The 21,371-nt window shown below is 35.6% G+C and carries 21 protein-coding genes; 10 read left to right on the top strand and 11 right to left on the bottom strand.

Going from position 1 to position 21,371, the window contains the following annotated elements; translation table 11 throughout:
- Positions 1-105: 105 nt before the first annotated feature.
- Positions 106-1,242: an ATP-binding protein gene (locus CLV90_RS15960; protein WP_133688514.1), complete on the top strand. Its 1,137-nt coding sequence runs from the start codon at positions 106-108 to the stop codon at positions 1,240-1,242.
- Here the strand turns inward: CLV90_RS15960 and CLV90_RS15955 are convergent.
- Positions 1,229-3,169, bottom strand: a complete 1,941-nt coding sequence (locus CLV90_RS15955; RefSeq protein ID WP_133688513.1) for an amylosucrase — start codon at positions 3,167-3,169, stop codon at positions 1,229-1,231. The genes CLV90_RS15960 and CLV90_RS15955 overlap by 14 nt on opposite strands.
- Position 3,170: 1 nt before the next feature.
- Positions 3,171-4,115, bottom strand: coding sequence for a carbohydrate kinase family protein (locus tag CLV90_RS15950; protein ID WP_133688512.1), 945 nt, complete (start codon positions 4,113-4,115; stop codon positions 3,171-3,173).
- 184 nt (positions 4,116-4,299) lie between these two features.
- Here CLV90_RS15950 and CLV90_RS15945 point away from each other — a divergent pair, with 184 nt between their 5' ends.
- From CLV90_RS15945 to CLV90_RS15930, 4 genes are all read left to right on the top strand, one after another.
- Entirely contained in the window at positions 4,300-5,436 is a 1,137-nt protein-coding gene (locus tag CLV90_RS15945) for an SPFH domain-containing protein (RefSeq protein ID WP_133688511.1), read from the top strand.
- Between the two features lie 45 nt (positions 5,437-5,481).
- Positions 5,482-6,564 (top strand): DNA helicase PriA, encoded by a 1,083-nt coding sequence (locus CLV90_RS15940; RefSeq protein ID WP_133688510.1) that lies wholly within the window; start codon positions 5,482-5,484, stop codon positions 6,562-6,564.
- Positions 6,561-7,295 (top strand): metallophosphoesterase family protein, encoded by a 735-nt coding sequence (locus CLV90_RS15935; protein WP_133688509.1) that lies wholly within the window; start codon positions 6,561-6,563, stop codon positions 7,293-7,295. Before CLV90_RS15940 ends, CLV90_RS15935 begins: the two co-directional genes overlap by 4 nt.
- A gap of 64 nt (positions 7,296-7,359) precedes the next feature.
- Positions 7,360-8,358 (top strand): acyl-ACP desaturase, encoded by a 999-nt coding sequence (locus CLV90_RS15930; RefSeq protein WP_133688508.1) that lies wholly within the window; start codon positions 7,360-7,362, stop codon positions 8,356-8,358.
- Between the two features lie 45 nt (positions 8,359-8,403).
- Here CLV90_RS15930 and CLV90_RS15925 read toward each other — a convergent pair whose 3' ends face one another.
- The 8 genes from CLV90_RS15925 to CLV90_RS15890 form a co-directional block, all read right to left on the bottom strand.
- Positions 8,404-9,048, bottom strand: a complete 645-nt coding sequence (locus tag CLV90_RS15925) for a hypothetical protein (RefSeq protein WP_133688507.1) — start codon at positions 9,046-9,048, stop codon at positions 8,404-8,406.
- Positions 9,049-9,080: 32 nt separating this feature from the next.
- Positions 9,081-9,989, bottom strand: a complete 909-nt coding sequence (locus tag CLV90_RS15920; protein ID WP_133688506.1) for an OmpA family protein — start codon at positions 9,987-9,989, stop codon at positions 9,081-9,083.
- A 580-nt stretch (positions 9,990-10,569) separates the two neighbouring features.
- Entirely contained in the window at positions 10,570-12,123 is a 1,554-nt protein-coding gene (gene amaB, locus CLV90_RS15915) for an L-piperidine-6-carboxylate dehydrogenase (protein ID WP_133688505.1), read from the bottom strand.
- Positions 12,124-12,203: 80 nt separating this feature from the next.
- Positions 12,204-12,575 carry a DUF1304 domain-containing protein gene (locus tag CLV90_RS15910; RefSeq protein ID WP_133688504.1) on the bottom strand — a complete coding sequence of 124 codons (372 nt, stop codon included), beginning with the start codon at positions 12,573-12,575 and terminating at the stop codon, positions 12,204-12,206.
- Entirely contained in the window at positions 12,572-13,114 is a 543-nt protein-coding gene (locus CLV90_RS15905; RefSeq protein WP_133688503.1) for a 3-hydroxyanthranilate 3,4-dioxygenase, read from the bottom strand. Before CLV90_RS15905 ends, CLV90_RS15910 begins: the two co-directional genes overlap by 4 nt.
- 109 nt (positions 13,115-13,223) lie before the next feature.
- Positions 13,224-13,730 carry a CAP domain-containing protein gene (locus CLV90_RS15900; protein ID WP_133688502.1) on the bottom strand — a complete coding sequence of 169 codons (507 nt, stop codon included), beginning with the start codon at positions 13,728-13,730 and terminating at the stop codon, positions 13,224-13,226.
- A gap of 263 nt (positions 13,731-13,993) precedes the next feature.
- Entirely contained in the window at positions 13,994-14,473 is a 480-nt protein-coding gene (locus CLV90_RS15895; RefSeq protein WP_133688501.1) for a CAP domain-containing protein, read from the bottom strand.
- 188 nt (positions 14,474-14,661) lie between these two features.
- Positions 14,662-15,186, bottom strand: coding sequence for a CvpA family protein (locus CLV90_RS15890; protein WP_133688500.1), 525 nt, complete (start codon positions 15,184-15,186; stop codon positions 14,662-14,664).
- Positions 15,187-15,268: 82 nt separating this feature from the next.
- On the opposite strand from CLV90_RS15890, the gene CLV90_RS15885 reads away from it, so the two are divergent.
- The 4 genes from CLV90_RS15885 to CLV90_RS15870 all read left to right on the top strand — a co-directional run bounded on the left by CLV90_RS15885 (position 15,269) and on the right by CLV90_RS15870 (position 19,313).
- The gene (locus CLV90_RS15885) at positions 15,269-15,625 is read left to right on the top strand and encodes a hypothetical protein (RefSeq protein WP_133688499.1); all 357 of its coding nucleotides are present in this window, start codon (positions 15,269-15,271) and stop codon (positions 15,623-15,625) included.
- A 3-nt stretch (positions 15,626-15,628) separates the two neighbouring features.
- Positions 15,629-15,937, top strand: a complete 309-nt coding sequence (locus CLV90_RS15880; RefSeq protein ID WP_133688498.1) for an antibiotic biosynthesis monooxygenase family protein — start codon at positions 15,629-15,631, stop codon at positions 15,935-15,937.
- A 78-nt stretch (positions 15,938-16,015) separates the two neighbouring features.
- Positions 16,016-17,506, top strand: coding sequence for a glycerol kinase GlpK (glpK, locus tag CLV90_RS15875; RefSeq protein ID WP_133688497.1), 1,491 nt, complete (start codon positions 16,016-16,018; stop codon positions 17,504-17,506).
- A 139-nt stretch (positions 17,507-17,645) separates the two neighbouring features.
- Positions 17,646-19,313, top strand: coding sequence for a glycerol-3-phosphate dehydrogenase/oxidase (locus CLV90_RS15870; RefSeq protein ID WP_133688496.1), 1,668 nt, complete (start codon positions 17,646-17,648; stop codon positions 19,311-19,313).
- Here the strand turns inward: CLV90_RS15870 and CLV90_RS15865 are convergent.
- A complete protein-coding gene (locus CLV90_RS15865; RefSeq protein ID WP_133688495.1) occupies positions 19,310-20,311 on the bottom strand; it encodes an NAD(P)H-dependent glycerol-3-phosphate dehydrogenase in 1,002 nt (333 codons plus the stop codon). The genes CLV90_RS15870 and CLV90_RS15865 overlap by 4 nt on opposite strands.
- A gap of 110 nt (positions 20,312-20,421) precedes the next feature.
- Here CLV90_RS15865 and CLV90_RS15860 point away from each other — a divergent pair, with 110 nt between their 5' ends.
- Complete coding sequence (locus CLV90_RS15860; protein ID WP_133688494.1) at positions 20,422-21,336, top strand: nicotinic acid mononucleotide adenyltransferase; 915 nt, start codon at positions 20,422-20,424, stop codon at positions 21,334-21,336.
- The last annotated feature ends 35 nt before the right edge of the window (positions 21,337-21,371 follow it).

The raw sequence follows: 21,371 nt of genomic DNA, 5'->3' as shown, positions 1-21,371 counted from the left end.
AAAAGCCAAAAGCCAAAAGCCAAAAGCCAAAAGCCAAAAGCCAAAAGCCAAAAGCCAAAAGCCAAAAGCCAAAAGCCAAAAGCCAAAAGCCAAAAATTATAACTTATGATCAATAAACGCCTTTTGGTAAAAAATTTACTCGCTCATAACGACGAGAATAGTTTTTACGATAAAAAGCGATTTATTTCAATAGGAGAAAAGGAGGGTAAGGGTAAGTTTTTAAAGCATGTATGTGCGTTGGCAAATAGCAACCCCACGAATAATTCATTTATCGTTGTAGGCGTTGAAGATGAGGATAATAAAATAGTAGGGGTAGATTTTTTTGATGACAGCAAGATTCAAAATTTGGTAAATGCCTATTTAGATAACCCGCCTTTAATTTCGTACGAGAATATTCCTTTTCCGCATTTACCGAATGGTAAAGTGGTGGGTTTAGTAACCATTAAGTCTATCGGAAAAATTTGTTCGCTCAGAAAAAATATCTGGAAGTATTATGGCGGTTCTGTATTTTTTAGAGAGGGCAGTATAAGCCTGCCCAAGGTTTTTGATATTGAATTGAAAGATGTTAATTCTGAAGCTGTTGCTACTATTGAACAACATGCCAAGAACAATATAGAGCTTACTTTGGATGGAGTTATAGATTTTATAAACCACCGGCATAAAGATTTAGAAAGCGATTATAAGGTATTTAAAGAACAGTTTGTGGTCTGTTGGGCAGGCAATAAAAAGGTCGTCAATGGAGAAACCTATTACTACCGTGTCGATATAGAATTGATAAATGAACAGGTAAAATTATTTTACTCCAACTTAGATGAGGTTACCATTGCTTATGACGATGATTCTTTTACTACCATTGAATATGTTCAGCTAGGTCTGGCTGCGAAACAAAGGTATTATCCGTTAGAAAAAGTGGTCATAAATTTTAGTGAGAATGGCACCTATCAAATAACCAGCGATTTACTTTTTGATCCTCCTGTACATGATAAACAAGAGTTACAAAAGATATATGAAAGTAATAATGCTTTAGTGATTAAAGCAGGTAAAAGTTTAGCACTGACTATACATGAGGTGAAAAGTTTACGATACTTGGCAGATTCATATTTAATATGCTACCTCAACGGATTTGAAGAGGCTAAAGAACGAATGGAAAATGCCAGGCAAGTGCTTAAACCTAAATACCCGGCAATAAATAATTCGTTGAAAGAGGCACTTCGAGTGCTTAGAAAGGTTAAATATTCTTAATCCAAATTTGCTGGTATGGCTTTAATGGAAGTTCGTTATGTATGAGTTCAAAAGTGTTACCTGTTAGTAAGTCAATAGAATTTGTACCGGCATGAATTCCGATAGAAAGTAACCAACCAATATTTAAAGTTTCGGTAACTTCATTAAAATTAGACAGTACCCAAACACTCTGGTCCTCATGTGTTCTTTGATACACAAATACATGCTGATTAGGGCAGCCATGAATTTTTATATCATTAGTATCTGAAAATACGCTGTGCTCTTTACGTAAGCGAATCATATTTTTTAATCCGTTGAAGATGATGCTTGCAGGATTATCTTTTTTAGTTTTCAATTTAGAAACAACATCCCAGTTTTGCATAGGTCTATTTACCCAGCGATTATCATTTACGTGGTCTACATTCTGCTCGTAAGAATAATCATTTAAGGTGCCAATTTCATCGCCGGCATAAATCATCGGTATTCCGCCAAAAGTCAAAATAATACCATGCATCATTAAGATTTTAGTGATGGCATAATCGACAATATGTTTGTTGTTTTGGGATAAGGCAGTTTCTAGGCCTAATAAAGATGCGGCGCTTCCGGTAATTCTACCATCTCCATTTTTGGGGTTGTACATGAACATTAGCCCTTTTGCAGGTGACCACTCTAATTTACCACAATAATAATTTAATATAAACTGCTTGTGAGCTGTTGGGTCATAGCCCATGGCACGTACAAAATCATCGTCATAGCCAAGACCGATGTCATCGTGGCAACGAATGTAATTGATCCAGGTGGCGTCATTAGGTTTACTTGGTATTTCGGTAACACTTTTGACCATTAAATTGGCTTTTTTAGTGGCAATCGAATTCCATAATAAAGCCATTAAAGAGGCATTGTAAGCAACTTCGCATTCGTTACCTTCTGTTGTATCTTCTCCAAAATACTTTATAATATTTCTAGGGGCTACAATAGCTTCCGCCAAAAGAATAACACCTGGTGCTATTACCTGCAAGCACATTCTAAAAAGAGAAATGAGTGTATGAGCTTCCGGTAAATTCTGTGATAACGTACCGAGTTTTTTCCAAAGAAAAGCAAGTGCATCAAAACGTATAACATCTACACCAAGGTTGGCTAAAGACATTAAATTGCCGAGCATTTCAATGAATACTTCTGGGTTTCTATAATTTAAATCCCATTGATAGGTATTAAAGCAGGTCATAACCCACTTTTCCATCTCTGTGTTATAAGTAAAATTGCCTGGTGCAGACTGTGGAAATATTTCAGGAAGCGTCTTTTCGAATTCGTCAGGTATATGACGATCAGAGTAGGTGTAATAATAATTTTGATGGTGTAAGCTTCCTTCTTTTGCTTTCATTGCCCACTCAAACTCATCTGAAGTATGGTTAACCACAAAATCGAGCATTAAGAACATGTTGTTCTCTCGTGCTTTTTTGGTAAAAGCTTTAAAATCATTTTTAGTGCCGTAGGTGGTATCAATTTCGTGGTAGCTATTTACAGCATAACCACCGTCATTTTCACCAGCTGGTCTTGTTGTAATCGGCATTAGGTGAAGAAAGTTAATACCTAAATCTTCAAAATAAGGTAGTTTTTCTTTTAGTCCGTTAATGTCTTTGTTAAAGCGATCAACATACAACTGCATACCCACCATTTGTTCACTTTGGTACCAATTACCAGAGTTTAACCGAACGATATCTTGCTTTTGTAATTCTGTTGGTCGCTCTTTAAAAAGTGTTTCGAGGGTGTCTAAAAGTGTATAAAAGAATGCTTTATGTTCGTCTTCTTGGTACAAAGAAAAAAACTGAGTTTTAATTAGCGAAAGATTGGTTGCTAATCGTTGTTCAAATAAAGACGCTAAAGGTTGAGCCCCTTTTTTATTTTGACTTCTTGTAGCCAGTAAACGTAGTAATTCAGCTTGGTTCATTTTAAGAATCTAATTGTTGTAACGTAGGTAGAGATTCGATAGCACCAAAATTTTCGGTGGTAATTGCACCTGCTTTATTGGCTCTTTCTACCATATTAGTTAGAAGATTTTCGTCTGCCAGTACATTTTCTATTTTAGAATGTTGTGCAATTTGTTGTAAAAGACAACCAATAAAAGCATCACCTGCACCAGTAGTATCTTTAGGCGTTACTTTTATACTAGGTATGGTTTTACTAAAATTTGAAGTGCTCAAAAGGGTACCTTCACTACCAAGGGTAATCACTATTATTACTGTTCCCATTTCGTGAAAAACCTTGCAAGCATCTTCTAAATTATCTTTACCTGATAATAACTTGGCCTCTTCTAAACTGAATTTACAAAGGTGAGATTTTTCGATAAAGGCATGGCATTTACGTATAAAAACATCCTCTTTATCTTTCCAAAGGTCAACCCTATAATTAGGATCAAAACTGATGAAGGCTTTTTTTGTGAGTCCGTCAAACAAGTATCTACTATATGTTTCTTCTAAAGAACCACCTAAAAGTGCAGTGGCTGCGCCGAAGTGGATAATGTTATTTTCAAAACTAGTTTTTAGCGATGAATCATAAGTAAGTTCTTTATCTGCACCACGGCTAAAAACGAAATCGCGTTCACCATCGGCATCGATAGAAACAAAGGCAAGTGTTGTAAACGTATCACTTTTTTGTGCTAACGAAATATCTACCTTTTCATTGGCAAGAATACGCAATAAGAATGTTCCGAAAGGGTCATTGCCAACACAGCCGACGAAATAACTATCTCCGCCTAGTTTGCTAATAGCGCAGGCAACATTGGCAGGTGCACCACCCGCTTTTTTAGAAAATTCTTTAGCTTTCGATAAATCTTTACCTTGATTTTCAGCAACGAAATCAATCAATAATTCACCAATACAAAATACCTTTTTCATAGTTCCGAAAAAAAATTAGGAAGTCCAAGTTAATTAGAAAAAGCAACCATTTCCTAAATAATCTTAAGGAAATATTAAAATAAGGTTGTTTAGTTATTATTTTATTGAATTATTATGCTAAGGGTTTTGGCTCTGTTGATGAATTGCATATCTTGAATTGCACATTTTAAAACACATACTAGCCATGAGCATATTTGATGAAATAAAGAAAAAGTTGAGCCACGAATTTATAGATATTGTTGAATGGCTAGATAATACAAACGATACTATTGTTCATCGTTTTGAGCGTTACCAAAATGAGATTAAAAATAATGCGCAGTTAATTGTTCGCGAAGGGCAGACAGCCGTTTTTATCAATGAAGGACAATTGGCAGATGTTTTTAAGCCGGGCACATATACATTAAATACTCAAAACCTACCGATTTTAACCACGCTGAAAGGATGGAAATATGGCTTTGATAGCCCGTTCAAGGCTGAGGTATATTTTGTAAATACACGGTTGTTTACAGATGAGAAATGGGGAACCAAAAATCCGTTCATGTTAAGCGATGACCGCTTCGGTTTGGTAGAGATTCGCGCTTTTGGAACCTATAGTTTTAGGATTAATGATCCAGGTAAGTTTATAGTAGACGTGGTAGGTACCGATGGTAATTTTACTAATTATGAAATTAACGAACATTTAAAAAGCTTGATCGTAACCCGTTTTACAGATACGGTAGGTGAAGCTAATTTGCCGATTGAATTATACGCTGCAAATACTAGTGAACTTTCAGAAACCTGCCAAGAGGTAATGCAGCCAGAGTTTAATAGGGTAGGTATTGAGTTAGAGCGATTCTACATCGAAAATGTATCGATGCCAGAAGAGCTTAAAAAAGAGATTTTCGAGTATAGCCGTTTAGATAAATTGGACATGGGCAAATTAGCACAGTTCAAAGCCGCTAAAGCCATGGAGTTGGCTGCAAAAAATGAAGGTGGTACAGCTGGTGCCGGCATGGGTATGGGTATGGGTTTTGTACTAGCGCAACAAATGGGTGGTTTAATGGGGCAACCGGGTACACAACCTTTTGGTGGGCAAACTACACAGCAGCCACAAGCACCGCCGCCGATGCCTGCGCAGGTTTCTTATTTTTACGCTGTAAACGGGCAACAGTTAGGGCCAGTCTCTTTCGATAAACTTAAGGAGTTGTTTGCAAGCAGAACTATCAATAGAGATTCTTTGATCTGGAAACAAGGAATGGCAAATTGGACGGTACTGAAAGAAATTGAAGAGTTAAAATCTTTCTTAGGCGGTAATACACCACCACCTTTACCAACGGCATAATTTTGAGAAAATAAACTGACCTTTCTTAGAGAAGAGATCCTATCTATGGACGACATTCAACAATCGGAATATAAAAAAGCATGCGCCAATTGTGGTGCCGAGTTAAAATTTAAGCCAGGATCGCATCAACTTACATGCGAGTATTGTGGTTATGAAGAGTTTATTGAGCAATCTAAAAGTAGTTTCGAAGAGCTAGAATTAGAGCATTACCTCAAAATCGTCGGTGAAAATGCCTATACAGAAACCATAGAATTACTGCATTGTAAGAATTGTGGTGCTAACCAGCATGTAGAGGAAAATTACAAATCGCTTAATTGTGTGTATTGTAGCGAACCTTTAATTAGAGAAGATATTGAAAAAGAAGGTTGGATATTACCTGGTGCACTGGTGCCTTTTCAGTTAGATTCGAAAAAAGCACATTCTATATTTAAAACTTGGGTCGGCAAAATTTGGTTTGCGCCAGATAATTTGAAAAAGGCTGCATTAGACCCAGAAGGTTTGCATGGGTTGTATATTCCATACTGGACGTTCGATGCCAACCTTTTTGCATCTTACCAAGGGCAAAGAGGAGATTATTACTATGAAACTCAAACCTATAATAGTAAAAAGGGAAAAAGAACTAGGCAGGTAAGAAAAACGAGGTGGACCTATGCTGCTGGTAAAGTAGATGGTTTTGTTGATGATATACTTATAAGTGCATCAGAAAAGAAGCGAAAAGAAATTCCGGCTAAAGTTGCCTTCTGGAATCTTAAGGATTTAGTGGTATTTAATTCAAAATATCTATCTGGTTTTGTAACAGAGAAATATACGGTATCGCTAAAAGAAGGGCATCACAAATCTTTTCAAGAAGCCAAGAATATCGCCTATAATTGGATAAAACGCGATATTGGCGGTGATACTCAAAGAGTAGCTAATGCCGATATTAAATTGACCGATGAGAGGTTCAAGCATATTTTGCTTCCTATATATCTTAGTTCATATAGGTATGATGGTAAAGAGTTTAATTTTTATATAAATGGGCAAACAGGGGTGCTAAGTGGAAATAGGCCATATTCGTTTTGGAAAATTTTCTTTTTAGTGATTTTTATCCTTGTCATAATAGCCATAATTGCGATTTTTGCTAAATGAGTTTAAAAAGAACACTGGTAGTAGGTGATATTCATTCAGGGTTACAAGCCTTAAAACAAGTACTTGAGAAAGCCGCTATAACAGAAAATGATACTATAATTTTCTTAGGAGATTATATCGATGGCTGGTCAGAGGCTGTTGAAACCGTAAATTATCTTTTGCAATTAAAAGAAAACTATAATTGTATATACTTAAGAGGCAACCATGACGAGCTTTGCTATGAGTGGTTAACAGGCCAAGCAGACAACCCAACCTGGTTTATGCATGGTGGCGAGGCGACTTCAAATTCATATGGTAAGGCTACAAAAGAAACCAAGAATACACACTTGAAATTTTATGAAAGCTTAGACAATTACTATTTAGATTCAGAAAGCAGATTGTTCTTACACGCGGGTTTTACCAATTTAAAAGGTATAGAACATGAATATTTTAAAAAAACGTTCTATTGGGATCGTACACTCTGGGAATTGGCACTTTCATTAAATACAGATTTAGATAAAGACCATATTCATTATCCGAAGCGATTAACAAACTATTCTGAAATTTATATAGGGCACACACCTGTTACTCGTATAGGAAAAACAACCCCACAGAAAGCAGCCAATGTTTGGAATATTGATACAGGTGCAGCCTTTAAGGGTCCGTTAACTGTCTTTGATGCAGATTCAAAAGAATACTGGCAAAGTGATCCGGTTTACACCTTTTATCCTAATGAAAAGGGTAGAAACTAAGAAAACCATTAACTTTACTTAAAAATTGATTGTTTTATTAATGATCTTTAATAAAAACTAAACTATGTCTACTAAAAATATAAGATTAGAAGTGATGCAGGCTTTAGAGCCTAAAGTAGAAAGCTTTATGGAATCTTTCCTTATAAAACCAGAGGATATATGGCAACCAACAGATTTTTTACCAAATTCTGAAAAAGATACATTTTTGCAAGAGGTAAAAGATATTCGTGAAGAGTCTAAAGATTTGGGATATGATTTTTGGGTAACCATGGTAGCAGATACTATAACTGAAGAAGCATTGCCAACTTATGAATCTTGGCTAATGGATGTTGTTGGTGTTGACCAACATGGTGACCATAAAACAAACGGCTGGGCAAAATGGGTTCGTGCTTGGACAGCTGAAGAAAATAGACATGGCGATGTACTAAACAAATATCTTTATTTATCTGGAAGGGTAAATATGAGAGAAATTGAAATAACCACCCAGCATTTAATTTCTGATGGTTTTGATATCGGTACAGATCGCGATCCGTATAAAAACTTTGTTTATACGTCTTTTCAAGAATTAGCTACTAATATTTCGCACAAACGTGTGGGGCAAATGGCAAAGAAAAAAGGAAACGCCTTATTAGGTAAAATGTGTACTATTATTGCAGGTGATGAAATGAGACACCACTTGGCTTATAGAGAATTTGTTAAGACTATTTTAGGTGAAGATCCATCTGGTATGATGATTGCCTTTGCAGATATGATGAAGAAGAAGATTGTAATGCCGGCACACTTTTTACGTGAGTCTGGTGGTACAATAGGATCAGCATTCGAGAACTTCTCTAACTGTGCACAGCGGTTAGGTGTATATACTGCACAAGACTACGTTGATATTTTAAGTAAACTAAATGCGTATTGGGAAATCGATAAGGTACGTTCTTTAAATGAAGAAGCAGAAAAGGCTCGTGATTATTTAATTAAGTTACCATCAAGATTAGAAAGAATAGCAGAAAGAATGAAATTTCCGCAAGATCAATATCATTTTAAGTGGGTAGAGGCAAACGGAGCATTATAAAATAAAAATCCCGATCAGTTATGATCGGGATTTTTTTTACGTAAATTATAGTTTACCGTGCTTGTGTTCTTGTTGCCACTTTACAAGTTCTGCCCATTTACCTTCATAGCACATTTTCGCTTGCATAGGCCATGACGCAGGGTCGTGAATTTTATATCGTGTACCGCCAGTATCCAATATTTTTTGGCAAGCTTCTAAGCTAGCCTCAGAAAGTTCTTTCCAAGTTTTAATACCATGATCTTTGAACATACCTTCAATTTTTGGACCAATACCCTCAACAAGTTTTAAATCGTCTTGTTTAATGTTTTTTCCAAATGCAGCCTTGGCAGCAGACCCGTCAAAAGCTAAAGCGCTAGTTGTAGCGGCGCCGGCAGCAAAAGAAGCAGCAGAGGCACCTAGATTTGTACTTGGTGTTTTAGAAGCAGCCGTTACTGCTTTGCTTGCCGCAATTACTTTTTGGTTACACGCATCTAAATCAGCTTTTAATTTGCTGTTGCTTGCTTTTAGATTGTTTAAATCGGTCAATTCAGCTTTTAGTTTCGTGTTACTAGCCGTAAGACTATTGATCTCAGCAGAATTATCTATAACCTTGGCAGAACCTTTTCCTAGTAGGTAACCTAGTATTCCACAAATGATACCAACTAAAGCTGGAATTAGCCAGCACCAAATATTCATATTTTCAAAATTCATGTTTTTACTTATTTATAGGATTAGTGTATATTTTAATTTAATGTAATAACTGTTCGTCTATTTTTTACTCTGCCTTCTTCAGTGGCGTTTGTAGCAATTGGTTGTGTTTGTCCCTTAGATGTAGCAATTATCTTATCAGCAGCTATGCCATTTTGCATTAAGTAGTTTTTAGCGAATTCAGCTCTGTCTTGACCTAATCTCATATTTGTGCTTGCTTGCCCGGTAGCATCTGTATGACCAACTACGCTTGAAGTAGCATCAGAAACCTTATCTAAATATCTAGAAATATCAGCAATTTTTTGTTTTTGCTCGGCGTCTAAGTGAATTGACGCTTCTGCTGAATCGAAGTAAAGAACTAGCGGATCAGCTTTAATTTTATCATATAAAGCCTTTAGGTCATCACCTTCAGTGGCAGATATCTCTTCAAGACCAAATGAAGCAGCTCCCCAATACGTACCATCTTTAGGGGTCATCTCATCCATAAGTTTACCTTGGGTGTTGATTTGAGCAGTAGAGAATCCCTTAGAAGCTAAATCGTTTTTAATGGAGTTTGCTCTTGCAAGGCCTAAATTGGGGAACGCAGTATTATTCTCTTCTTCGCTTGTGTAGTAACCTGTTACATTTATAACATTACTGCCATTGGACTCTAAATGGCTTTGTAGACCAGAAACGCCTTTGGTCAATTCAGCACTTAAAGGCATTAAAATGTCGTGAGAAGAAATGTTGAAATTATAATTGTCATTGGTGTTGTAGGCAAATCCATTACCATCAACTGCGAATGGATACGATGTTGCCGAGGGCTCTATTACGATTACCTTTTCTGTGGCTGGTTCAGTCGGTGTAACTGGTGTTGCGCATTCGCTACACCAATTATAAAAGATGAAAGTTCCAACTACAATGGTAATCAACATCAATAATAAATAGGTTGTTGTTTTCGTCATTGTAAAAATGTTTAGTGTTTAGCGCACAATTTATTAAAAAAATCTTAAAAATGTTAAAAGATTGGAACCTAATTACCTTACAATCAATCATTATGTTAATAACAGTTATGTAATAATGAGCACCATTTATACAATCAATAAGTAAAACGATATAAAAAGTGTATGGAGTAGCAACTATAAGTTGCATTTTTACGTAAGTATTTTAAATAGTATACATCTCCCCACAAAGATTGGGCATTGAATATACAATTTGAAGTTTTGAGTTAGTTGGTTAAAAAATCCTGTCCTCTTGTAGTAGACAGGATTTTTTTATGTCTAAAATTTAAGGGAATAAAAGTCCAACTATACAATATTCGGGTAAAGCTGTACAGAATTGGTTGAAACGAGTAGGGTAATTTACTAGTTTAATACAGAGGTATTTACACTATAAAATGAAGAAAAAGATAAAAGGTATCATAAATTTCCTTTGTATGTTTATTGTTCTAGGGTTACAAACTTTGCTTCATGGTAGTTGGTCGAACGAACCAACCAATTGAAAAGCAGCCTAGTTATTAAACACACAAAGGAATTTTTGTTTTTGTTATAGATCAAACTTTATACCCTGTGCTAAAGGAAGCTCAGTAGTATAGTTAATAGTATTGGTTTGTCTTCTCATGTACACTTTCCAAGCATCAGAACCGCTTTCGCGACCACCACCCGTTTCTTTTTCACCACCAAAAGCGCCACCAATTTCAGCACCAGAAGTACCGATGTTTACATTAGCAATACCACAATCACTACCCCAAGCAGAAAGAAAATGTTCGGCTTCTCGAAGATTGTTTGTCATAATAGCAGATGAAAGCCCTTGTACCACACCATTTTGAATAGCAATGGCATTTTCAACATCGCCATAATATTTTAATAAGTAAAGAACAGGAGCAAATGTTTCGTGTTGAACAATTTCGAAATCGTTTTTAGCCTCTGCAATTGCAGGTTTAACGTAGCAACCACTTTCGTAACCTTCACCTTCTAACACTCCTCCTTCAACGATTAGTTTACCACCTTCTTTAACCACTTTTTCAAGAGCCATTTTATATTGGGCAACTGCATCGGTATCAATTAATGGACCTACATGATTATTTTCATCTAACGGATTACCAATTCTTAATTGCTGATATGCAGCTACAACAGCTTCTTTTACTTTATCGTACATAGATTCGTGTATGATCAATCTTCTAGTAGAAGTACAACGTTGACCCGCAGTGCCAACAGCGCCGAACACAGCACCGATAACGGTCATTTTTAAGTCAGCGTCAGGTGTAACGATAATAGCATTGTTACCACCAAGTTCAAGTAAAGATTTACCAAGTCTGGCAGCAACCGCTTGAGCAACTATTTTTCCCATTCTAATAGATCCCGTAGCAGATACTAACGGTACTCTATTATCTTGTGTCATTAATTCACCTATTTTATAATCCCCATTAATTAAACAAGAAATACCTTCAGGTAAGTTATTGGCTTTCATAACTGCAGCAGCTATATTTTGACAAGCTATACCACATAGCGGAGTTTTTTCTGATGGTTTCCAAACACAAACATCACCACAGATCCAAGCAAGGGCCGTATTCCAAGCCCAAACAGCAACAGGAAAGTTAAAGGCAGAAATAATACCGACCACACCTAATGAATGATATTGCTCGTACATTCTATGTCCAGGTCTTTCTGAGTGCATAGTTAAACCGTGTAATTGACGAGATAGACCAACTGCGAAATCGCATATATCTATCATTTCTTGTACCTCGCCTAAACCTTCTTGGTAGCTTTTTCCCATTTCATAAGAAACAAGTTTACCTAACGGTTCTTTAAGCTCTCTTAATTTGTCGCCAAATTGTCTAACGATTTCACCACGTAGTGGTGCAGGTTTTGTTCTCCACTCTTTAAAAGTTGTCGTAGCAGTAGACATTACTTTTTCGTAATCTGCTTTTGTCGTTGTTTTGACTTTGGCAATTAGAGAACCATCTACTGGTGAGTACGATGAAATTGTATCACCTGATGAAAATTGGTTAGATCCAGTTGAAGTACCCTCGTTGACATCTTTAATTCCTAATGCTTTTAAAGCATCGTGTATTCCGAAATCTGCTGCTATTTTTGACATTTTATAACTTTTTGCGTGATTAATGTTAGATATATTACAAAAATACAAAGAATTTTATCCAATAAGACATCTAATTTTTGCTAAGAAAATTTAACGATACACCAAAAGATAATACCTAATAAAGCTGGTATACTTTGAACAAAGAATATTTTTTTGCTTACGGAAAATGCACCGTAAACACCAGCAACGGTAACACAGCCTAAAAAGAAAATCGCAATATTAGCAGACCATGTTATATCGCTTATAAAAAAAGACCATACCAAACCGGCTGCCAAAAAACCATTATATAGTCCCTGGTTTGCCGCCATTGATTTGGTGGGTTCAAATAAATCTTTAGGAAAGTTTTTAAATACTTTTCTTCCTGCCGTTGTCCAGGCAAACATTTCAAACCAAAGAATGTAAATATGGATGAGTGCTACAAAGGCTGTTATAATTTGTGCTACTATAATCATGATTCTTTAGCTATAAAACGTTCGTCAACTGGCATAACAGTACCACAATTATCGCAAGTTCTTAATTCTTTGGAGCTGTAAAAATGCTTAAAGTGAGATAAGAAATCTTTTTCTATATCATGCAGGGTAAAATAGGCTTCATATAACTTGTGATTACAATTATCGCAGAACCATAACAGACCATCGTCCACATTCATATGGTCACGTTTCCGTTCTATGACCAGACCAATAGATCCTTCTTTACGAACGGGTGAATGCGGTACTTTGGCAGGGTGTAAATACATGTCTCCAGGTCCTAATTGCATAGTTCTTTTTTTACCATCTTCTTGAATATGAACTTCTATATGACCTTCAAGCTGATAAAACAACTCTTCAGTTTCGTTGTAGTGATAGTCTTTTCTGGCATTTGGCCCTGCAACGATCATAACAATATAATCGCCAGCATCTTTATATAAATTTTTGTTTCCGACAGGGGGCTTAAGTGAATCTCTGTTTTCCTCTATCCATTTGTTAAGGTTAAATGGTGCTTTTATGCTCATTTCTATGATTTTTAGTGAAAGTTAAAGAAACGATCATTTCTTACCTAAAAGGTAAGCATAAAAAAAGCCTTTGGGTTACAAAGGCTTTCAAATATTATCTTCTAAAATTCTATCTAAAAAAAAGTTGTGTAAAATATAAATCTCCTTTATTATTTTGTTGAATGTTTATAGCAGAAAAATCATAGTTACCTTCTATATTTTCTCTGTGGCCAGCACTTAGTAACCATGCATAAAAAGCTTCTTCAATAGTATCGTATTTTCTTGCTACATTTTCTGCAACAAATACGGCATTGGTTCTTTTTGCAATGTTACTTGCTCGCATATTAAAATTATCATGACTTGTTTTACCTTTTGAAATCATGTAGGTGGTATGAAGGCTTGCATAATAGTATGCTGTACTCTCAAATTGCAGTTCATTTAAACCTATACCAACTCGATAATTATTTATCATTTCAAAAAGTTCGGTTTCTAGATTGTTATGCGAATTAGAAGAAGCCAAAGTATAAGTTAACAATGGTTCTTCAGAAGTTTCTTGGTAACCCGCAAAGTTCTCATATCTAGAACATGACGATAATACGGTAATGAATACAATTAAATAAATTAATGAAGATTTCATAAAGGGGGACTATTTAAGTATTGAATGACAAAAATAGGCCCACCAATCTTTTCATTAAGAAGAATATCTATAGAAAGTGTATTTTGTACGGTAAGCGACACGAATCTATAGATGGGGGTCGATCGTTAAAATACCTCAAAAATTACAACGAATAAAAGTGTATTTCATGTGACTATCTACACTTCATCAACTTAAAAACACCAGTCAGCGATTTTGAGTTAAACTAAACCTAGATTAGTCCTTAATAAAGTAATACAAATGTTCTACTGCTTGTAAAAAAGTTGAGTAAAGTAATAGTTGCCCTGGTCATCTTTTTTTACACTTATACCAGTGTGTGTAAAATCGCCTTCCATTGTTTTTTTATGGCTGCTGCTAACATACCACCCTTCAAAAGCCTCTAAAGCAGATTGATAGTCTTTGGCAACATTTTCTGCAACCATTTCAACGCTGATTTCAGAATCGATGTTAGAAGCTCTTGAGCTAAAATTATCGTGGCTAATGCTACCTTTAGATATCATGTAGTCGGTATGAAGGTTCGCATATTTATATGCAACATCACTAAAAATTAATGTATTGGTTTTTAGACTTAACCTGTGCGCATTAACAATATCTAGTAGGTCCTGCTCTATAGTTAAAACATTTTCAGCTTCAAGTACTGGCGTATCATCTATAGAGTCGCTAGTACAAGAACCAAGAAAAAGTAATAAAAAGACAGGGACCGCGTAAAGCAATCTCATTTTCATATAAGTGTCTTTAAATTGTGTAGCCTTTCGGCGTAGCGCAGTAGGTAATAAAGTTAAGAGTGTTCTAAGCTCTCGTAATCGATTTGGGTTATCGATGTAGTAATATTATTGAAAAATTAAACGCAGGGCATTAACAAAAATGCATATTCGATAAAGTGTACAAAAAGTAAGATTAGCGGACCATACAATTATATGATTATTGGGTCCTCTGAAACCTGACTTGGCGGAGCTTCACTTACTAGAACGGTATCAAAAATTAATGCCCCGATATCTTTAATAGGTTGATAAAGAATTGATTCTTGCTTAGTCTCATCATCTAGTAAATTAAATGTGCTGTCCATTCTATCAAAAAATATGAAAGCGGCACCAAGCAAAATAGCCACCTTTAACACACCAAAAATACCACCTGCAATTTTATTCAATAAGCCTAGCATGGCAAAGTTGGCAACTTTAGTCAGTAGTTTTCCAATTAAATTTACAATGATGATGATAAGTATCAATGTAATTATAAAGGCAATGATACTCATGTTGCGTTCATCCCAGTTTAAATGCTCAGATAAATAGTTGCCCGTTATGTATGAAAAATGGATTGCTCCGAAAATACCTGCAACAAGTGCAACAATAGATGCTATTTCCATGAATAGTCCGTTTTTATATCCCTTCCATAGACCCCATATTAAGGGTAATCCAAGTAAAATATCTAAAAGTCCCATTCGTAAAGTGTTTTAACAAATATAGAACTTTGATTTGTACCTTTGCAAAGTCTATATCATAGATGAGGTTGAAGGAAATTATATGGCAAGGGATACACAATTAAAAGAACGGTGGGATTATTTGGTAGAAAAGCTTTCTGGAAAGTTTTCTGACGGTGATCCTTTAGAATTAGATGCTATTATTTACCTAATTGGGGTTCAAGAATTAGGACAGTACCACAGAAAATATAAAAAAGATGATAAATTAGATTTAATGCATATTGCTATCTGTCGTCTTTTAGAACCTTACGGATTTTACGAATTCAGTTTTTTTGATGAAGATGGTTGGCCGCATTATAATGTAATAGAAGAATTACCTTCTTTAAAAGCGGGAGAGCAAACTGTACTAATGAAAGAAGCAATAGTTAGCTATTTTGTAGAAAAAGAGTTTATTCAATAAACGATGAAGAAGCCTTATTACGCTGTTATTTTTACTTCTACTGGAACAGCAGGCGATAATGGCTATGGCGATATGGCAGATTTCATGGAGCAGTTGGCAAAAAAACAATCTGGCTATATTGGTATTGAAAGTGCCAAACAAGAAATAGGAATTACGGTAAGTTACTGGGAAAGCCTAAATGCAATTCATAATTGGAAACAGCAAGCAGATCATTTATTGGCTCAGAAAAAAGGAATTGCAGATTGGTATGATTCTTATACAGTTCGTATTTGTTTAGTAGAACGAGAATATAGTTTTAACCGATGTACATAATTCTTTACGTCGCTTCAGAATTCCATGCTTTGCATTAATTTTTATTTCCGCTATATTTAGAGAAATAACTTAAAGCACATGTCAAGGCAATTTATAATATCATTAGATCAGGGTACAACGAGCTCTAGGGCTTTATTAGTAGACCATGATGGTACCATTCAAGGAATGGTTCAAAAAGAATTCAAACAGATTTTTCCTAAATCGGGTTGGGTAGAACATAATCCAAAAGAAATTTTATCTTCACAGATGGCTGTTTTAAAAGAACTTTTGGAGAAGGAAAAAGTGAAACCAACAGAAATTGTAGGTATTGGTATCACCAACCAAAGAGAAACTACAGTAGTTTGGGATAAAAATACAGGAGAGCCTGTTTATAATGCCATTGTGTGGCAAGACAAACGTACGACAGATATTTGTGAGCATTTAAAAAAAATCGGACTCACAGAGCATGTAAAGAAAACTACAGGCTTGGTTATTGATTCTTATTTTTCGGGTACTAAAGTAAAGTGGATATTGGATAATGTTGAAGGGGCAAAGAAGAAAGCTCAGGCCGGCGATTTATTGATGGGTACAATAGATACTTGGTTGGTTTGGAACATGACGAAAGACCATAACCACGTAACTGATTATACCAATGCATCACGAACCATGATTTACGATATCGTAAATCTAAAGTGGGACGATAAAATGTTGAAGGCATTAGATATACCTAAAACCATGCTGCCAGAAGTAAAACCATCTGCAGCGAATTTTGGAGATTATGAAATTGACGGAGTAAAAATTCCTATAGCAGGTATTGCTGGTGATCAGCAAGCAGCACTTTTCGGTCAGGCATGTTTTAAGAAAGGGTCTGCAAAAAACACCTATGGTACAGGTTGCTTTATGTTGATGAATACCGGTGAAAAACCACAGTTTTCTAAGAACGGACTATTAACCACAATAGCATACGGTATAGACGGTAAGGTCAATTATGCGCTAGAGGGCAGTATTTTTATTGCTGGTGCGGCGATACAGTGGTTAAGAGATGGTTTAGAACTTATTAAAGATGCCAAAGAAACAGAAGAATTGGCAAATTCAATAGAAGGTGAGAATCCTGTTTATGTAGTGCCGGCATTTGCAGGTCTTGGTGCACCTTATTGGGATATGTATGCAAGAGGAGCTGTTTTCGGCTTAACAAGAGATACAGGTAAAGCACATTTGGCAAAGGCGACTTTAGAAGCATTGGCTTACCAAACAAAAGATATTTTAAAGGCTATGGAAGATGATTCGGGCATTCAGCTAAAGAACTTACGGGTTGATGGTGGTGCGTGTGCAAACAATCATTTAATGCAATTTCAAGCAGATATTTTAGATTCTGAAGTGCACCGACCTGAAATTATTGAATCTACCGCAATGGGTGCTGCTTTTCTTGCAGGAATTGAAGTAGGTTTTTGGAAGCAATCAGACATTGATCAAAGTAGACCTATGAACCGAATTTTTAAGCCAACCTTTGATCGTGTGAAAAGAAAACGCTTGTACAAAAAGTGGCAAAAAGCTGTAGACAGATCCAAGGGCTGGGAAGAAGAAGAGTAGCATACGTATCAATTTTACAATTTATTAATTTTTTAGAGCATAGAATAGCATATGACTAGTTCTATCTTTGTTCATTAATGTTAGGTTTTAGTCTAGTTGAGACCAAAATAACCGTTTTAATTAAAATAGACATCTACTGATGAAGAATATAAAATTTACCAATTTAGAACGCCAAAAAACGATAGACCATTTAGAATCTGAAGATTTTGATTTAGTGGTTATAGGAGGTGGAATTACCGGTGGCGGTATTGCATTGGATGCTGCATCTCGCGGATTAAAAGTAGCCTTGTTAGAAAAAGGAGATTTTGCTTCTGGCACAAGTAGTAAATCGACCAAACTGATCCATGGCGGACTCCGATACTTAAAGCAGTTCGATTTTTGGTTGGTGAAAGAAGTAGGGTCCGAGCGTGCAATTGTACATAAATTGGCTCCGCATTTAGTATTGCCAGAAAAGATGTTGTTGCCGTTAATAGAAAATGGTTCTTACGGTAAATGGTTAACATCTATTGGGCTTAAAGTATATGATATTCTAGCTCAGGTCACAGGAGATGATAAGCGAAAAATGCTAGAAAAAAAGGAAGCCTTGAAATTGGAGCCTTTATTGCCGAAAAAGATTTTGAACGGTGCCGGTTATTATGCTGAATATAGAACAGATGATGCCCGTTTAACCATTGAAAATATTAAAAGCAGTCTTTTATTTGGTGCACAGGCATTGAATTATGCTAAAGTAAATGAGTTTGTTTATGACGGCGATAAAATTGCAGGTGTTAAGGCGATAGATACGGTTACAGACAAAGAATTTACAATCAAATCTAAATATGTAATTAGCGCCGCTGGTCCGTGGGTAGATGAATTGCGTAGCTTGAACAATTCTAAAAAAGGAAAACAACTTCATTTGACCAAAGGGGTTCATTTGGTTTTTCCGTATGAAAAACTACCAGTGAAACAATCTTGTTATTTTGATATACCAGATGGCAGAATGATGTTTGCCATACCAAGAGGTAAAATCACCTATGTTGGTACAACAGATACCAACTTTAATGATAATAAAGACAATGTAAGAACAGATCTCGCAGATGCCATTTATTTGATTTCTGCAGTTAATAATATGTTTCCTGATATAAATCTAGAGTTAGAAGATATTGTTTCTTCTTGGGCAGGTTTAAGACCTTTAATACATGAAGAAGGTAAGTCTGCGTCAGAATTATCAAGAAAAGATGAAATATTTGTTTCAGATACTGGCTTAATAAGTATTGCAGGTGGTAAGCTAACAGGTTACCGTAAAATGGCAGAAAGAGTTGTAGATCGTATCGCTAAGAAAATGGAAGAGGAATATGATACCGAACTTAAAGAATGTTATACAGAGAAAATATTTTTGTGCGGTAATGTCGATTTCAAGAAGTTTAAACATGTAAAAAAATATATTGATGAGGTATATGACCAAATCAAAGAAGAAGGTTTTACAAAACACGATGCTTGGTTTTTAGTAACCAACTATGGTAAACAGACAGAAACTATTCTTGAAAATTATAAGGGTATTGTAGAAGATGATAAATATGTACGTTTAGCCAAGGCAGAATTGGCTTTCGGTATCGATTATGAAATGGTGCAAACCCCTATGGATTTCTTCATTCGAAGAACTGGTAGGTTATATTTCGACATAGAAAGTATTAGAGCCTTAATGGAACCTTTGATGAAAGAATTTCAAATTAGGTTTAAGGTAGATGATGCTAAAATCGAAGAATGGAGAACAACCTTAAATGCAGAATTAAAAGAGCATTCAGATTTTTCTTTAGAAAGGCGCTAATCCAGTTTATCCGTTAGGTCTAAAAACACTTTTTTAGGATTTTTATTCTCATAGAGAACTTTATAAACAGCGTCAATAATAGGAGTTTTGACCTTTTTTGTAAAGTTCTCTTTGATGTTGTAGGCACTTTTTGCGGCATAATAACCTTCCGCGATCATGCTCATTTCCATTTGGGCGCTTTTAACGGTGTAGCCTTTGCCAATCATATTCCCGAACATTCTATTACGACTAAAGATAGAATACCCAGTAACTAACAAGTCACCTAAATAAGCTGATTTATTAATGTTTCTATCTAGGTTATGTATGCGTTTTGTGTAACGCTTCATCTCACGAATTGCGTTACTCATTAATACACTCTGAAAATTATCGCCATAACCTAATCCGTGGGCAATACCAGCGGCAATGGCATAAATATTTTTTAACATGGCGGCATATTCTGTACCGATAATGTCTTTACTGATATTAGTTTTAATATAATTACTAGAGAGATTATTGGCAATCAATTTTGCCTTCTCGGTATCTGCACAAGCAATGGTTAAATATGAAAGTCGCTCCATTGCAACTTCTTCTGCATGGCAAGGCCCGGTTATAACGCCAATATGATCAAAAGGTATTTCGTAAACGTTATGAAAATGTTCACCGACTATTAATCCCGATTCGGGAACAATGCCTTTAATTGCAGAAAATATTATTTTGTCTTTTAATGAAACGGTCAGTTTTTCCAACTCTCCCACTAAAAAAGCGGAAGGTATCGCGAAAATTAAAACATCGGCATTATTCACGGCCTTGTTAATATCGTTGGACAAATCTAATTGTTCGGTCTTAAATTCTACCGAAGTCAGGTAATTAGGGTTGTGTTTTTGAGTTTTAATATGCTCAATAGCATCGGTATTACGCATATACCAACCAACTTTTTCTTGGTTATTGGTCAACATTTTAACAATGGCCGTAGCCCAACTTCCACCACCTAAAACCGCAAATTTCGCATCCTTGTTCATAGGGCAAATTTACCAATAATTTATATGCTCATCATATGATTAGTATCAGCCTTGTGTAAATTTTGGCATAGAGATTGTTTTATAGTTAACAACCTATTAAATGAAATCTTATGAAAACTATAAAACTACTTACAGGATATTTCCTTTTAGCCACATTGATGGTTTCTTGTTATACAGAAGTAATTATTGAAGATGATTTTATAGAGGAGTCCGCTTTCAATACCGATCAAGTTTTACAAAGCTATGATTTATGGTATGTAGATATTAATGCGACCCGTGGTAACGGTGAAGTGCCTTTTTTGCAAAGAGCGTTTACGGTGTCTTTTGATCGCGGAGTGTTATATGCAAATAATAACATCGTTGGTATTGGTAAAACCGGTGGAGGCTACGGTATTGATGTGGGTACTTATGGTACGCTAAGAGGTACAGTAGATATTGCTCACGATATAGACGGATCTTGGTTTCTGGAAGTTTTTGCTGTAAACAACAATACAATAGAGTTGTATGATGCAAATTCAGATACCTCTTATTATTTGAAAGGATATCAAATTAATAATTTCGATTACGACACAGTGTTCTATGATAACATCAATTATTTCATACAAGAATATGATGCTTGGGAGAAAATATTTACCAGTGAAGCTGGAGCGTTAAATGACTTTGATAATGAAAATTACATACAGTTTTTACCTAACTTTTTCAGGTCTTCTTTAGATGCGCCGAATACGAGTGTTTCTAATTTACAATGGGATTTTGAAGGTGATTACCAGGTATATGATGTACAAGGTGACAATTCATTAAAAACACTGACGTTAGACTATGACTTTATGGGCGATGATTACTTTGAGTTATATGTAATTAATGATAGTACTATAGAATTATACCACCCAGATAGTGGAACAACATATGAATTTAAGGGCAGAGGATACCAAGAGTATTTGAAGTCTAGTAAAGGTACAGAAAGTAAGAAAAGAGTTAAATCTTCTAACCCAACTATGAATGTAGAAAGGAAGAAGGCAAAGTAGTTTTTAAGTTGATTGTCTCAAGAATGCCTTATTCG

The sequence above is a fragment of the Maribacter spongiicola genome, assembly GCF_004364165.1.
In the GTDB taxonomy this organism is placed as follows: Bacteria; Bacteroidota; Bacteroidia; order Flavobacteriales; family Flavobacteriaceae; genus Maribacter; species Maribacter spongiicola.
Note: the sequence above shows the minus strand (reverse complement) of the source record. Positions and strands in the feature narration are given on the sequence as shown.

Excerpts from the sequence above, each read along its gene's own strand:
- CLV90_RS15960 (WP_133688514.1), top strand. The coding sequence starts at position 106 with ATGATCAATAAACGCCTTTTGGTAAAAAATTTACTCGCTCATAACGAC.
- CLV90_RS15955 (WP_133688513.1), bottom strand. The coding sequence starts at position 3,169 with ATGAACCAAGCTGAATTACTACGTTTACTGGCTACAAGAAGTCAAAAT.
- CLV90_RS15950 (WP_133688512.1), bottom strand. The coding sequence starts at position 4,115 with ATGAAAAAGGTATTTTGTATTGGTGAATTATTGATTGATTTCGTTGCT.
- CLV90_RS15945 (WP_133688511.1), top strand. The coding sequence starts at position 4,300 with ATGAGCATATTTGATGAAATAAAGAAAAAGTTGAGCCACGAATTTATA.
- CLV90_RS15940 (WP_133688510.1), top strand. The coding sequence starts at position 5,482 with ATGGACGACATTCAACAATCGGAATATAAAAAAGCATGCGCCAATTGT.
- CLV90_RS15935 (WP_133688509.1), top strand. The coding sequence starts at position 6,561 with ATGAGTTTAAAAAGAACACTGGTAGTAGGTGATATTCATTCAGGGTTA.
- CLV90_RS15930 (WP_133688508.1), top strand. The coding sequence starts at position 7,360 with ATGTCTACTAAAAATATAAGATTAGAAGTGATGCAGGCTTTAGAGCCT.
- CLV90_RS15925 (WP_133688507.1), bottom strand. The coding sequence starts at position 9,048 with ATGAATTTTGAAAATATGAATATTTGGTGCTGGCTAATTCCAGCTTTA.
- CLV90_RS15920 (WP_133688506.1), bottom strand. The coding sequence starts at position 9,989 with ATGACGAAAACAACAACCTATTTATTATTGATGTTGATTACCATTGTA.
- amaB (WP_133688505.1), bottom strand. The coding sequence starts at position 12,123 with ATGTCAAAAATAGCAGCAGATTTCGGAATACACGATGCTTTAAAAGCA.
- CLV90_RS15910 (WP_133688504.1), bottom strand. The coding sequence starts at position 12,575 with ATGATTATAGTAGCACAAATTATAACAGCCTTTGTAGCACTCATCCAT.
- CLV90_RS15905 (WP_133688503.1), bottom strand. The coding sequence starts at position 13,114 with ATGAGCATAAAAGCACCATTTAACCTTAACAAATGGATAGAGGAAAAC.
- CLV90_RS15900 (WP_133688502.1), bottom strand. The coding sequence starts at position 13,730 with ATGAAATCTTCATTAATTTATTTAATTGTATTCATTACCGTATTATCG.
- CLV90_RS15895 (WP_133688501.1), bottom strand. The coding sequence starts at position 14,473 with ATGAAAATGAGATTGCTTTACGCGGTCCCTGTCTTTTTATTACTTTTT.
- CLV90_RS15890 (WP_133688500.1), bottom strand. The coding sequence starts at position 15,186 with ATGGGACTTTTAGATATTTTACTTGGATTACCCTTAATATGGGGTCTA.
- CLV90_RS15885 (WP_133688499.1), top strand. The coding sequence starts at position 15,269 with ATGGCAAGGGATACACAATTAAAAGAACGGTGGGATTATTTGGTAGAA.
- CLV90_RS15880 (WP_133688498.1), top strand. The coding sequence starts at position 15,629 with ATGAAGAAGCCTTATTACGCTGTTATTTTTACTTCTACTGGAACAGCA.
- glpK (WP_133688497.1), top strand. The coding sequence starts at position 16,016 with ATGTCAAGGCAATTTATAATATCATTAGATCAGGGTACAACGAGCTCT.
- CLV90_RS15870 (WP_133688496.1), top strand. The coding sequence starts at position 17,646 with ATGAAGAATATAAAATTTACCAATTTAGAACGCCAAAAAACGATAGAC.
- CLV90_RS15865 (WP_133688495.1), bottom strand. The coding sequence starts at position 20,311 with ATGAACAAGGATGCGAAATTTGCGGTTTTAGGTGGTGGAAGTTGGGCT.
- CLV90_RS15860 (WP_133688494.1), top strand. The coding sequence starts at position 20,422 with ATGAAAACTATAAAACTACTTACAGGATATTTCCTTTTAGCCACATTG.